11 protein-coding genes are annotated in these 12,449 nt (G+C 69.6%); 4 read left to right on the top strand and 7 right to left on the bottom strand.

All coding sequences use genetic code 11. The features are described from left to right. Window positions 1-15: 15 nt before the first annotated feature. From NF557_RS09505 to NF557_RS09495, 3 genes are read right to left on the bottom strand one after another with little or no spacing between them, the layout of a single operon-like run. Window positions 16-813 carry an SURF1 family cytochrome oxidase biogenesis protein gene (locus NF557_RS09505; RefSeq protein ID WP_252618975.1) on the bottom strand — a complete coding sequence of 266 codons (798 nt, stop codon included), beginning with the start codon at window positions 811-813 and terminating at the stop codon, window positions 16-18. 2 nt (window positions 814-815) lie between these two features. Further along, entirely contained in the window at window positions 816-1,019 is a 204-nt protein-coding gene (locus tag NF557_RS09500) for a hypothetical protein (RefSeq protein ID WP_252618974.1), read from the bottom strand. Then, the gene (locus NF557_RS09495) at window positions 1,006-1,386 is read right to left on the bottom strand and encodes a DUF3099 domain-containing protein (RefSeq protein WP_252618972.1); all 381 of its coding nucleotides are present in this window, start codon (window positions 1,384-1,386) and stop codon (window positions 1,006-1,008) included. Before NF557_RS09495 ends, NF557_RS09500 begins: the two co-directional genes overlap by 14 nt. Before the next feature lie 67 nt (window positions 1,387-1,453). Between NF557_RS09495 and fabG the strand changes: the two genes are divergently transcribed. From fabG to NF557_RS09480, 3 genes are read left to right on the top strand one after another with little or no spacing between them, the layout of a single operon-like run. Further along, the gene (gene fabG / locus NF557_RS09490; RefSeq protein ID WP_252624055.1) at window positions 1,454-2,182 is read left to right on the top strand and encodes a beta-ketoacyl-ACP reductase; all 729 of its coding nucleotides are present in this window, start codon (window positions 1,454-1,456) and stop codon (window positions 2,180-2,182) included. Between the two features lie 23 nt (window positions 2,183-2,205). Further along, complete coding sequence (fabI, locus tag NF557_RS09485; RefSeq protein ID WP_252618971.1) at window positions 2,206-2,961, top strand: enoyl-ACP reductase FabI; 756 nt, start codon at window positions 2,206-2,208, stop codon at window positions 2,959-2,961. A 5-nt stretch (window positions 2,962-2,966) separates the two neighbouring features. Then, complete coding sequence (locus NF557_RS09480) at window positions 2,967-5,168, top strand: tetratricopeptide repeat protein (protein WP_252618969.1); 2,202 nt, start codon at window positions 2,967-2,969, stop codon at window positions 5,166-5,168. Window positions 5,169-5,207: 39 nt separating this feature from the next. Here the strand turns inward: NF557_RS09480 and cphA are convergent, their stop codons facing one another. From cphA to glgC, 3 genes are all read right to left on the bottom strand, one after another. Beyond that, window positions 5,208-8,090: a cyanophycin synthetase gene (gene cphA, locus NF557_RS09475; protein ID WP_252618967.1), complete on the bottom strand. Its 2,883-nt coding sequence runs from the start codon at window positions 8,088-8,090 to the stop codon at window positions 5,208-5,210. A 19-nt stretch (window positions 8,091-8,109) separates the two neighbouring features. After that, window positions 8,110-9,042 carry a cyanophycinase gene (locus NF557_RS09470; RefSeq protein ID WP_252618965.1) on the bottom strand — a complete coding sequence of 311 codons (933 nt, stop codon included), beginning with the start codon at window positions 9,040-9,042 and terminating at the stop codon, window positions 8,110-8,112. A 63-nt stretch (window positions 9,043-9,105) separates the two neighbouring features. Beyond that, entirely contained in the window at window positions 9,106-10,359 is a 1,254-nt protein-coding gene (gene glgC, locus NF557_RS09465) for a glucose-1-phosphate adenylyltransferase (protein WP_252618964.1), read from the bottom strand. Between the two features lie 55 nt (window positions 10,360-10,414). Between glgC and glgA the strand changes: the two genes are divergently transcribed. Further along, window positions 10,415-11,641 carry a glycogen synthase gene (glgA, locus tag NF557_RS09460; RefSeq protein WP_252618963.1) on the top strand — a complete coding sequence of 409 codons (1,227 nt, stop codon included), beginning with the start codon at window positions 10,415-10,417 and terminating at the stop codon, window positions 11,639-11,641. 45 nt (window positions 11,642-11,686) lie between these two features. On the opposite strand, the gene NF557_RS09455 is transcribed toward glgA, so the two are convergent. Next, entirely contained in the window at window positions 11,687-12,436 is a 750-nt protein-coding gene (locus tag NF557_RS09455) for a hypothetical protein (RefSeq protein ID WP_252618961.1), read from the bottom strand. Window positions 12,437-12,449 lie beyond the last annotated feature (13 nt).

Raw genomic sequence — 12,449 nt, 5'->3', positions numbered from 1 at the left:
CTCCGAGAGGCTCGGCTACTCGTCCTCCTCGTCCCAGATGCGCACCTTCTTGGCCTTCGCCGGACGAGCCGTCCCGGCCCCGGCCTCCGTGTCCTGCCACTCCCGACGGGCCATCACCAGCACCAGGATCAACCCGACGGGTGAGGTCAGCCACCACTGGAGGGAGTAGGCGAAGTGCGCTCCTAGACCGGTCCGCGGCGGCTCCAGGGGCAGCGGTCGCGCGATGTCTCTGCCCGGCTCCCCGACGTGCTGCTCCGACTCCAGGACCAGATAGGCACCCAGCACCGGTCGCTGCCACTGCTCACCGGCCGCCGCCAGGTTGATCGACGCGAGCTGCCCCTCGACAGCGGCACGGTCCAGGTCCACCTCACCGGGCCGGAGCCACCCGGTGACCTCCACCGGACCTTCTGGCGTCGTGGGCACGTCGGGCAGCGTGGCGGCGTTCTCAGCGTTCGGGCCCCACCCCCGGTTGACGGTCAGCGTGCCGACGGCGGTCTGCAGGGGGGCCACGACCTCATAACCAAAGGTCCCCTCACGCGGGCGGTTGCGCACGAAGAGCTGCTCCCCGACATACTCACCGCTCGTCTGCACCCGGGTCCACTCGCGCTCCGAAGCCAGCGGAGCGTCGCCTCGCAGCACGTCCTCCAACGGCACGGGCGCGGCGTCATAGTGGGACTCCACCAGGTCGCGGGCGGCCACCCGCTCCTGGTGCCGGGAGAACTGCCAGTTGCCCAGCAGCACGGCGACCACCGCAAAGATCAGGGCCAGCGCGAGGGCGGTCAGCCATCGGCGGGTCAGGAGAGTGCGCAGCAAACCTATCCGTCCCGTTCGTCGAGCTGGTCGACGGGGACGACCTCGATCAGGAAGCCGCGGAGGGAGACGAAGCCGCTCAGGCTGTCCCGGTGGTCCTCGCAGGCCAGCCAGACCTTGCGTCGGTCGGGCGTGTGCAGCTTGGGGTTGTTCCACACGACGCCGTATGCCGCCTGCTGGCGGCAGGCCCTGGCGCTACAGACCATCATCGCGACCGTCCGTGGATGGTGCGCCGTCCGGTCGGTGATGGTGTCCGTCGGGGTGGGCCGTGGGATGGGGGCGGGGCGGGCCGCCTTCGGGCAGGGCGCGGATGGGTGAGACCGGAGCCGCGTCGGGCACGGTGCGGCGGTCGACCGCATTGGCGATCGTGACGGCAATCTGCGGCAGGAAGATCGCCGCCGCGGCGAAGATCAGCCCGACCACCAGCCACCCGCTGAGCAGCGCCCAGACGGCGAGGGGGAAGGAGATGGTCCGGATCAGCATGGCGATCAGGTAGGTGCGCATGCGGTGCTCACGATCCTCCTTGGCGGATCGTCTGGCCGTCGTCACCCCTTGGGCCACCTGCCTGCGTCTCACCTCTCCACGATACGCCGGTGGGGTCGTGCGACGAGGAGCCAGGGGTTAGCGTGTGGCTGTGACCGAGATGACGACCGACTCCACGCCCGACGCCCGCACCGTCCTGGTGACGGGAGGCAACCGCGGCATCGGTCTGGCCATTGCCCGGGCTTTCGTCGAGGCTGGTGACGAGGTGATCATCACCCACCGCAGCGGCACCCCGCCCGAAGGCCTGCGAGGCGTCATCTGTGATGTGACCGACTCCGACAGCGTGGACGCCGCCTTCACCCAGGCCGAGGAGCTGCTCGGCCGCCCGATCGAGGTCCTGGTCGCCAACGCCGGCATCACCAAGGACACCCTGCTGATGCGGATGAGCGACGACGACTTCGAGGCGGTCCTGGACACCAACCTCACCGGCGCCTTCCGCTGTGCCCGGCGTGCTGCCAAGGGGATGATGCGGATGCGTCGTGGACGGATCATCCTGATCTCGTCGGTGGTCGGGCTCTATGGCTCACCGGGGCAGGCCAACTATGCCGCTTCCAAGTCGGCGCTGGTGGGCCTGGCCCGCTCCATCACCCGCGAGCTCGGCGGACGCGGCATCACGGCCAACGTCGTCGCGCCAGGGTTCATCGAGACGGAGATGACGGCCGCGTTGCCCGAGGAGCGTCAGAAGACCTATCTGGCCGGCATCCCCGCCGGTCGGTTCGCCACGCCGGCCGAGGTTGCGGGCACGGTCCGCTTCTTGGCCGGGCCGGATGCGGGCTACATCAGCGGCGCCGTGATCCCGGTTGACGGCGGTCTTGGCATGGGCCACTGAGGTTCGGCGCTAGTCTGCTCCCCATGCTGCTCGAAGGAAAGAAGCTCCTCGTCACCGGAGTCCTGATGGACTCCTCCATCGCGTTCCACGTCGCCCGCCTGGCTCAGGAGCAGGGCGCCGAGGTGGTCCTGACCTCGTTTGGACGCACCTTCCGGATCACCCAGTCCATCGCCAAGCGCCTGCCGGTCATGCCCGAGGTCGTCGAGCTCGACGTCTCCAAGCAGGACGACCTCGACTCCCTGGCCGAGCGACTGCGCGAGCACACGGACCACCTGGACGGCGTCCTCCACTCCATCGGCTTCGCACCCAAGGGTGCCTTCGACTTCATGAACGCCCCCTGGGAGGACGTCGCCACGGCCCTGCAGGTGTCGGCATACTCCCTGAAGTCGCTGACGGTCGCCGCGCTCCCGCTGATGCGCAGCGGCGGCAGCGTCGTCGGGCTCACGATGGACGCCCAGCTGGCCTGGCCGGTCTATGACTGGATGGGCGTAGCCAAGGCGGCCTTCGAGGCGACGAACCGTTATCTCGCGCGCGACCTGGGGCCTCAGGGCATCCGCTCCAACCTGGTCTCCGCCGGTCCGATCGCCACGACGGCAGCACGCTCCATCCCGATGTTCGAGCAGTTCGAGAAGTGGGGTGAGCGCGCGCCGCTCGGCTGGGACCTCAAGGACGCCGCGCCGGCCGCCAAGGCCTGTGTGGCGCTGTTGTCCGACTGGTTCCCGGCCACGACCGGAGAGATCGTCCACGTGGACGGTGGCTTCCACGCGATGGGCTTCTGACCACGATGACCGAAGTGTCCACGGTCCAGGTGACCGAGGTGCGCCTCCTCGAGGGCCCGAACCTGTATTTCGCGCGGCCCTCGGTGAAGGTGAGCCTCTCCCTCCCCGGATACCAGGCCCTCGACGGGACCACCGCTGCCGAGCTCGCCGAGAAGGTCGGGCTGCGCCGGGCGGTGCCGGGCAAGCCGCACACCGAGCAGCGCCAGCGCTTCCTGAGCCGCCTGGCCGGCACACTGCTGCGCAGGATCGCCGCTGGCGTGCCCAGTCGGGTCGGGGTCCGTGGACGGGTCGGGACCGCCCTGGATGCGGTGATCGTCGCCTTCCCGTGGCGCCACCGTGGGCGCGCAGTCGCTCTCGGTGAGGCTCTCGGACCGGTGCTCCAGGGCCTGCTCGACGGCGAGGATGCCGACGAGCTGCTCGCCTCGGCGGCCCAGCTCGTCCGCTCCGCAGAAGACCAGACCGCACCGACCCAGATGCGGCCGCGCATCCCGGTGGCCTCGATCACTGGCACCAACGGCAAGACGTCCACCACCCGCCTCCTGGCGCACATGGGCATGACGGCCGGCCAGCGCTGCGGATGGAGCTCGACCGAGGGCGTGTTCATCCAGGGCGAGCTGATCCAGCCCGGGGACTACTCCGGTCCGTCGGGCGGGCGGATGGTGCTGCAGGACAAGTCGGTCCAGCTGGGGCTGCTCGAGACGGCACGTGGTGGACTGCTGCTCAAGGGCATGGGTGTCTCGCACAACGACGTCAGCATCGTGACCAACGTGACTGCCGACCACCTGGGGATGCAGGGGATCGACACGGTCGACCAGCTGGCCGAGGTCAAGGCGATCATCACCCGCGTCACCCGCAAGGACGGCTGGGTGGTGCTCAACGGAGACGACCCGCGGGTGCGGGCGATGGCCAACGACGCCAGCGGTCGGATCTGGATGTTCAGTCTCCACCCCGACTCGCCGGCCCTGCGCGAGACGGTGGACCGTGGGGGACGGGGTATGACGGTGCTCGAGGGCGACATCGTCATCCTGCGGCGCGGTGCGGACCCGGACCGGCTGATCCGGATCCTGGACGTGCCGATGACTCTTTCCGGGCTGTCCGAGCACAACATCGCCAACGCGCTGGCCGCGACGGCCGGGGCGCTGGGGCTCGGCCTGTCCCGAGACGCCGTGGTGGAGGGCCTGCGCACGTTCACCCCCGACCTGGAGCACAACCCGGGCCGGATGAATGTCTGGACCGTCCCCCTGCCGTCTGGTGGCAAGGCGACGATGATCATCGACGCGGCCCACAACGAGGCCGGCCTCGAGGCGTTGCTCAACGTGGCCGAGGGGTTGCGACCGCCCGGCGACCGGGTGCACCTCGGACTGGGCGGTGTCGGGGACCGCACCGATGAGATCCTGATCGGCCTGGGCGAGATCGCCGGCCGGCGGGTTGACCGCGTCCACATCGTCCACAAGGGCCACTATCTGCGGGGGCGGACGACCGAGGACCTGGAGGCACAGTTCGTCCAGGGCCTGGCCAACGTGGGCGCTGTCGCGACCGGCTCCTCCGACAACGAGGTGGACGGCCTCGCCACCATGGTCGAGCACATGGCCGACGGTGATGTCGGCGCCCTGATGGTCCACGCCGACCGGGCTGACGTGGTCGAGTGGTTGCGCGCGCACGGGGCGCACCAGGACACCGCCCGACAGATCCGCCGCAAGGTCGTGGCTGCCCGTGGCGAGCACGAGCTCGAGGCGGTCCTCGCCGCCATCCAGGAGCAGCCTCCGGCGGAACGGGTCGAGGCGGCCCGCAACCTGCTGGACCAGACGCCTGACGACCCGCGGCTGGTCTTCGAGGTCGCGGCGGCGCTTGACGCTGCCGGGCAGACCCAGCAGGCCATGGCCAGGTATGCCGAGGCGCTCGGCGCCCGCCTGCGCGAGCCGCACCGCTTCCGGGCCCAGGTGGCACTGGCCAGCGGACTGCGCGCCCTGGGCCGTCAGGACGAGGCCGAGCAGCTCGTCAACGAGGTCGCCGTCCAACGCGAGGACAGCGCTGCTGTGGTGGCACTGCAGAGCCTCCTGGACGTGGACGCCGGCCGCGCTGGCACCGGAGTAGCCCGCCTCATCGACTATCTGATGACCCACGCCACCAGCACCGACGACGCCCCGCAGCGCGATGCCCTGCGTGCCCTCGCCGAGGAGATGCGCGCGACGCAGCCCGCCAGCTGAGGTCGGCTGTCAGTTGACGTCTGCCAAGCGCGTGCCTGCTCAGGTCTGCGGGAGCAGCTCCTCCGGCTCGGCCGTCTCCGGCTCGAGATCGGTGTAGTCGCTGCGGGCCTCCTCGGCCGACACTGCCGCCGCCTCGTTCAGCTCGACGGGGTCGAGGTCCGGGTCACCGGTGCGCTCCTCGTCGGCGCGTGAGCCGGCATAGGCCGAGTTGCTCATCTCCTCCAGCTCGGCGAGCACCCGTGCGTGCTTGTCCACCGCGGCGATGACGAGGTCACCGGGGTTGGCCAGCACCATGGCGTGGCGGACCGCGTCGACCTCGGCCAGCACGGTGTCGACGTGCCGGGTGCGTGCCTCGCCAGCAGCGATGCACTCGTTGATGCCGCGCAGGACGTGCTCGGCGCTCTCGCCGCGGGGCCGTCCGCGGGGGTTATCGTCCTCGCGCACGACGATCACGTCGAAGTAGCGCGCGGCCACCGCACCGAGCTCGGCCAGGTCGTCGTCGCGACGGTCGCCGGTGCCCCCGATGACGCCGATCCTGCTGATCCGGGCGTTGTCGACGGAGGCCTCCTTCTGGGTCGCATAGTTGTCCACGAACTCGCCGAGGGCGCGCATGCCGGCCGGGTTGTGGCAGTAGTCCACGACCACGCTGATGCCCTTGACGTCGAGCATGTTGAGACGTCCGGGGGAGAGGTAGTAGTTGGTCGCGAAGGTGCGCAGACCCTGTCGTATGTCGTGCAGCGGCACGTCGACGGCGAAGGCGGCCCCGGCCGCCGCCATCGCGTTGGCGATGTTGAAGCGGGCGGCACCCCCGAAGGTCGATGGGAGCAGGTGGGTCCACGCGAGCTGCATCGAGCGGCGGCCGTGCTTGATCACGATCATCTCGCCACGGTCGGTGGGCTCCAGGACCACGGCGCGGCCGCCCCGTCGCAGGCGTGTGTCGATGAACTGCCGCTCCGGGCTGCCTGGAGGTTGCATCGAGAAGTAGACGATGCTCCCGCTGCAGTGCCGCCGCATGTCGCGCACGTTGGGGTCGTCGGCATTGAGGACGGCAAAGCCGTTGCGAGGCACCGCCTCGACTACGACCCGCTTGACTGCCGCCAGCTGCTCGAGGGTGTCGATGCCGCGCAGGCCCAGGTGGTCGGCGCTGACATTGGTGACGACCGCGACATCGTTGCGGTCATAGCCGAGCCCCTCGCGCAGGATGCCGCCGCGGGCCACCTCCATGACGGCGAAGTCGACGCGGGGGTTCTGCAGCACCATGCGGGCCGACTTCGGTCCGGAGGCGTCAGCACGCTTGACCAGACGTTCGTCGATGACGATGCCGTCGGTCGAGGTCATGCCGACCTGATGGCCGAGACCCTTCATGATGTGCGCGATCATCCGCGACGTCGTGGTCTTGCCGTTGGTGCCGGTGACCGCCACGATCGGGACGCGCGAGGGCGTGCCGGGCGGGAAGAGCAGGTCGACCACCGGCTTGGCGATGTATTGCGGCTCACCGACCGTCGGGTGCGTGTGCATCCGGAAGCCGGGGGCCGCGTTGACCTCACAGATCGCGCCTCCGGTCTCGCGCACCGGTGCCGAGATGTCGGGGCAGATGAAGTCGATGCCGGCGACGTCCAGGCCGATCAGGCGGGCGGCCTCCTCGGCGATCTCGACGTTCTCCGGGTGCGCGTCGAAGGTGCGGTCGACCGAGATGCCGCCGGTGGACATGTTGCCGGTCAGCGCGAGCTTGACCATGGTGCCCTCCGGGGGCACGTCGTCCATCGCGAAGCCCTGGTTGCGGACCAGCGCCTCCGAGCCCTCGGTGAGCGCGATGCGGGTCAGCACCTTCTCGTGGCCGACGCCTCGTCGCGGGTCGGCGTTGGTGATCTCCACGAGCTCCTGGACGGTGTGGTTGCCGTCGCCGATCACGTGGGCCGGCACGCGCTCGGCGATGGCCTGCATCTTGCCGCCGACGATCAGGCAGCGATAGTCGTTGCCGGTGATGAAGGACTCGACCACCATGATCGCGCGTCGCGACTGCTCCGCGGCGACCGGGAAGTGGGCGCGGACCTCGGCCTCGTTGCGCAGGTTGATCCCGACGCCGCGGCCGTGGTTGCCGTCGAGGGGCTTGACCACGACGGGGTAGCCGATGCTCTTGGCGACCATGACGGCGCCGTCCTCGGTGCGGACGGTGTCGCTGAGCGGCACCGGCAGCCCGGCGGAGGACAGCAGGGTGTTGGTCAGCGACTTGTCGCCGGCGATGTCGACCGCTAGCGCGCCGGTCTTGGACGTCATCGTCGCGCGGATCCGCTGCGCGTGCACGCCCTGCCCGAGCTGCACCAGCGAGGCGTTGTTGAGCCGGATGAAGGGGATGTCGCGTGCCACGGCCTCCTCGAGGATCGCCGAGGTCGAGGGACCGAACGCGGTGCGCTGGGCCAGTCGCAGGAAGTCATCCAGCTCGGTCTCGAAGTCGAAGGACTCGTCCGCCGCGACGCCAGCATTGATCATCCGGACCGCGAGCTCGCCCGCGGCCAGACCGACCCGCTCGTCGACATACGCATAGATGACGTTGTAGTGGCCAGGTGTGCCACGGACCGCACGGGTCTTGCCACGGCGCAGGTCGTGGCTCGCCTCGTTCTGCAGCTGGAGGGCCAGGTGCTCACTGATGTGACCGACCCAGGTGCCCTCCCGGAGCCGCTCGATGAACCCGCCGGCCTTGCCCCGGGAGCACACGTGGTTCTGGAGCCCGGGCAGCCACTCGATGAGACGGTCGGTGAACCCGGGGAGGGTGTTGGAGGGATAGTCCTCAAGGACCCCGAGGTCCACGACGAGGTGGATCGCCTGCTCGTAGTTCCAGATGTTGGGACCGCGATAGACCCGCTGCTCGACGATCCGCAGGTCGGGCGCGGCCGGGGCGCTCGGGCTCGGGGACTTCGTCATGTGGGCCTCCTGGTCCGGGTCAGCGGCGCAGCGCGGCGGCTGCGTTGGCGGTGTCGTGCGCGTCAGTGGGGGAGGTGACCACAGCCACCTCGGGGTGCATCTCCTGGAAGTCGAGGAGCTGGGCCGCGCCGAGATCGAAGTGCGCACCGTAGGGCAGTGAGTGGACCACGGCTCCGGACACCATGAGCGGAGCGGCGTGTCGCGCCTCGTGCGCGTCGCTGACGGCGGCGCGGGCGTCCACTACATAGACGGCGCCGGAGCCGACGACCGTCATGGAGCGCTCGTCGACGATCTCAGCTGCGGTGTCCTCGTCGATGCCGACTCCCAGCAGACTGGGTGAGGCAGCCACCAGGGACAGCAGCCGCGCATAACGGGTGCGCTGGCCGAAGTGCTGGTCGAGGATGACGCCAGGCAGCAGGCCGAGGCCGGCGCTGAGCTGCGAGACCCGCTGTCGTGGTGCCACGCCCTCCTCGCCCATCGAGATCATGAACTGGCTCAGGACCGAGGCTCCCGCGGAGGTGCCGGAGATGACCGCTCCGCGGTGGTAGGCGCGGGTGATCGCTTCGTGGAGAGGGGTGCCGACGATGAGCTGACCGAGCTTGAGCTGGTTGCCGCCGGTGACGAAGACCCCGGTGGCGTTGTCGATCGCCTCGGCGAGGGACGGCTCGCTGGTCTCGAGGCGGGTCTGCGGGTTGACCAGTGAGACCTCGCGGGAGCGCAGTCGCCCGAAGACCGACTGATAGACGTCAAAAGCCTCCTCGGCCATCGAGGAGGCGGTGGGGATGACCACGATCCGGGCCTCCCGTCCGCCGGCGAGCTCGACAAACCGCTTGAGCACCAGGGTGCGCCGGCGTTTGTCCTCGGCGCCACCGATGACAAGGAGGGTCCGGCGAGTGTGCTCCTGGGATGACGGCTCGGCGGAGCCCGGCACGGAACCGTTGTGCGTGGACATGGGGAGCACTCTATGGCGTGCGCAGCCGTGGTCCGCACAGCCCTTGCGCGCAGTCCCGCAGGCTCACCCCTCGATCACCGTCCCCTTGCCGACGACGACCAGGCCACTGTCGGTGATGGTGAAACCCCGGGCGCGGTCCTCCTCGTGGTCGATCCCGATGTTGACCCCGGACGGGACCCGCACACCCTTGTCGATGATGGCCCGGTGGATCTGACAGCTGCGACCGACCTCGACGTTGTCCAGCAGCACCGAGCGGGACACGTTGCTGAAGGAGTGGACGTGCACCCTTGGTGAGATCACCGAGTCGGCCACGGTGGCGCCGGAGATGACCACGCCTGGCGAGACGGCCGAGCCCACGGCGTGCCCCACCCGGTCGTGCGACCCGTGCACGAACTTGGCCGGGGGCGGCGAGCCGTAGTTGGTGTAGATGGGCCAACGGTCGTTGTAGAGGTTGAAGATCGGGTGCACGGACACCAGGTCCATGTGGGCGTCGTAGTAGGAGTCGATGGTCCCGACGTCGCGCCAGTAGCCGCGGTCCCGGTCCGTCGCCCCGGGGATGTCGTTGTCCTTGAAGTCGTAGACATAGCCCTCGCCGCGGTCGACGAAGGCCGGGACGATGTCACCGCCCATGTCGTGGGCGGAGTCCTCGAGGTCGCTGTCCTCGCGGACGGCCCGCTCGAGGACGTCGGCGTCGAAGACGTAGTTGCCCATGGAGGCGAGCACCTCGTCGGGGGCGTCCGGCAGACCCTTGGCTGACTTCGGCTTCTCGAGGAAGGCACCGATGCGGCGCGGGTCGGCGTCGTCGACCTCGATGACGCCGAACTGGTCGGCCAGGCTCAGCGGCTGGCGGATCGCGGCCACCGTCACCCCTGCCTTGGTCTCGATGTGCTGGTCGATCATCTGCGAGAAGTCCATGCGATAGACGTGGTCGGCGCCGACCACGACGATGATGTCGGGCTTCTCGTCGTGCACCAGGTTCAGGCTCTGATAGATCGCGTCGGCGCTGCCCGCGAACCAGTGCTTGCCCATCCGCTGCTGCGCCGGGACCGGAGCGACGTAGTTGCCCAGGAGGTTGGACATGCGCCACGTGCGGGTGATGTGAGCGTCGAGACTGTGGGACTTGTACTGCGTCAGGACGACGACCTTGAGGCACCCTGAGTTGACGATGTTGGACAGGGCGAAGTCGATGAGTCGATAGCTGCCCCCGAACGGAACGGCCGGCTTGGCCCGGTCGGCAGTCAGCGGCATGAGTCGCTTGCCCTCACCTCCCGCAAGCACGATGGCGAGAACCTTCAGCCTTCCCGTTCTTGAGACCATGACCCCAACCTAGAGGCCCGAGCGCGTTTGGTCGACAGGGGATAGCGTTGCAACTGTGCGCATCGACATCCTGACTCGTGAGTACCCACCCAACATCTATGGCGGAGCGGGTGTTCACGTGGCCGAGCTGACTCGTGCCCTGCGTGAGCTGCCCGACCTGACCGTCTCCGTGCGAGCTTTCGACGAACCGGTCGACGAGGCCGACACGACCGGCTATCCGACACCGGAGAACCTCACGTCGGCCAACGCCGCGCTGAAGACCCTCGGGGTCGATGTCGCGATGGCCTCCGACGTGGTGACCGAGGGCGCCGACCTGGTCCACTCCCACACCTGGTACGCCAACATGGGCGGCCACCTGGCCAGCCTGCTCGGCGGCATACCCCATGTCATCTCCGCCCACAGCCTGGAGCCGATGCGCCCGTGGAAGGCCGAGCAGCTGGGCGGCGGCTATCGGGTCAGTTCGTGGGCGGAGAAGACCGCCTATGAGGCGGCCGCCGGCGTGATCGCGGTGTCTGCGGGCATGCGCAAGGACATCCTGGCAAGCTATCCGGACATCGACCCAGACCGAGTCCACGTGGTGCACAACGGCATCGACTCCGAGCTCTGGCAGCGCAACACCTCGGCAGAGGCGCGTGCCGCGGTTCAGGAGCTGGGCGTGGACCCGGATCGCCCCAGCGTCGTCTTCGTGGGGCGCATCACCCGGCAGAAGGGCCTGCCCTATCTGCTCCGTGCGCTGGCCGAGCTGCCGTCCGAGGTCCAGGTCGTCCTCCTTGCGGGGGCGCCGGACACCGAGGAGATCAAGAACGAGGTCATCGCCCTGGTCGACCAGCTGCGCGACGGGCGCGGACCGGGCGCCGGGGGCGTGACCTGGATCGGCGACATGCTGCCCCGGGACAAGGTGATCGCGGTGCTCTCCCACGCCACTGTCTTCCTGTGCCCCTCCGTCTATGAGCCGCTGGGCATCGTCAACCTTGAGGCGATGGCCTGCGGAGCGGCCGTGGTCGCGACGGCGACCGGCGGGATCCCCGAGGTCGTCGTGGACGGGGAGACCGGGTGGCTGGTCCCCATCGACCAGGTCACCGACGGCACCGGCACACCGACCGACCCCGACACGTTCGTCGCCGACCTGGCGGCTGCCATCAATGAGGCGGTCTCGGACCCGGAGCGGGCCGAGCGGATGGGCGCGGCCGGACGAGCTCGCGCGGTGGAGCACTTCAGCTGGAGCTCGATCGCCGACCGCACCCTTGAGGTCTATCGCTCGGTGGTCGACGGCTGGTCCTGAGGTGACCCCCTGCCCGAGCGTGGGTGGCGCGCGGGCCCGGGAAGGCTAGCGCCAGCCGGCGAGGTGCAGGGCCGCGACGTTGACCGCGGCGACCAGCGCATGCGACGCGTGGTCGTGCAGCCTGCGCAGGATCTGCTCACGCTGGAGCGTCGAGCTGGAGTCCACGCTGTGCAGGCGGTGATCGAGTCCTGCGGCCGCCAGGCCGGTGATGGCACCGGCCAGCTCGACCACCCGGACCGCGCGTGGTGGCAGGTTGTCAGGCAGGCCCCAGTCGGTGTCGAGTCCCTCGCGCACGGCGTTCTCCAGCCCGTGGCCGCTCAGCGGCTGGCCGGGGGCGTTGCCCAGCTCGCTGGTGAGCGCCCCGATCTCGCGGCGCAGCTGCAGCTCCACGTCGGGCAGCGACAGTTGCTGGACCACGTGCTGCGGGACCGGGTCGGCGTCATAGGCGGTCCATCTGGCCTCCCAGCCCTGGTCGCCCTCCGGCCCGAACTCGCGGATGTCGGGCACCAGCGCGCCGCCGAGCCCCGTGACATAGACCAGCTCCTCCGCCTCGGTCGCCGCAGCGACGAGTGCCGCTGGGCCGCTCGGCATACTCGTCAGGTCACCCGGGCGCGGCAGGGCCACCAGCACGAGGCGTTCACCGAGGTCCCGCCACAGCGAGAGCTGGGGCAGCAGACCCTCGACGTGGTCAAGGTCCGGCATCGCGCGGTGGGGGACCTCCTTGAGGTCCAGGCCACCCGCGAGCGCTGCTGTGGACCACAGCGCGACGCGGACACTTGCCGGCAGGTCTGCCATGCGGTGATCGTAG

The organism is Ornithinimicrobium cryptoxanthini (genome assembly GCF_023923205.1).
In the GTDB taxonomy this organism is placed as follows: domain Bacteria; phylum Actinomycetota; class Actinomycetes; order Actinomycetales; family Dermatophilaceae; genus Ornithinicoccus; species Ornithinicoccus cryptoxanthini.
The sequence above is the reverse complement of the archived record's forward strand: the minus strand, read 5'-3'. Positions and strand labels throughout refer to the sequence as shown.

Bases quoted from the DNA above. Each gene is read 5' to 3' on its own strand.
- fabI (WP_252618971.1), top strand. From the start codon at position 2,206: ATGCTGCTCGAAGGAAAGAAGCTCCTCGTCACCGGAGTCCTGATGGAC.
- NF557_RS09480 (WP_252618969.1), top strand. From the start codon at position 2,967: ATGACCGAAGTGTCCACGGTCCAGGTGACCGAGGTGCGCCTCCTCGAG.
- NF557_RS09500 (WP_252618974.1), bottom strand. From the start codon at position 1,019: ATGATGGTCTGTAGCGCCAGGGCCTGCCGCCAGCAGGCGGCATACGGC.
- NF557_RS09470 (WP_252618965.1), bottom strand. From the start codon at position 9,042: ATGTCCACGCACAACGGTTCCGTGCCGGGCTCCGCCGAGCCGTCATCC.
- fabG (WP_252624055.1), top strand. From the start codon at position 1,454: ATGACGACCGACTCCACGCCCGACGCCCGCACCGTCCTGGTGACGGGA.
- cphA (WP_252618967.1), bottom strand. From the start codon at position 8,090: ATGACGAAGTCCCCGAGCCCGAGCGCCCCGGCCGCGCCCGACCTGCGG.
- NF557_RS09455 (WP_252618961.1), bottom strand. From the start codon at position 12,436: ATGGCAGACCTGCCGGCAAGTGTCCGCGTCGCGCTGTGGTCCACAGCA.
- glgC (WP_252618964.1), bottom strand. From the start codon at position 10,359: ATGGTCTCAAGAACGGGAAGGCTGAAGGTTCTCGCCATCGTGCTTGCG.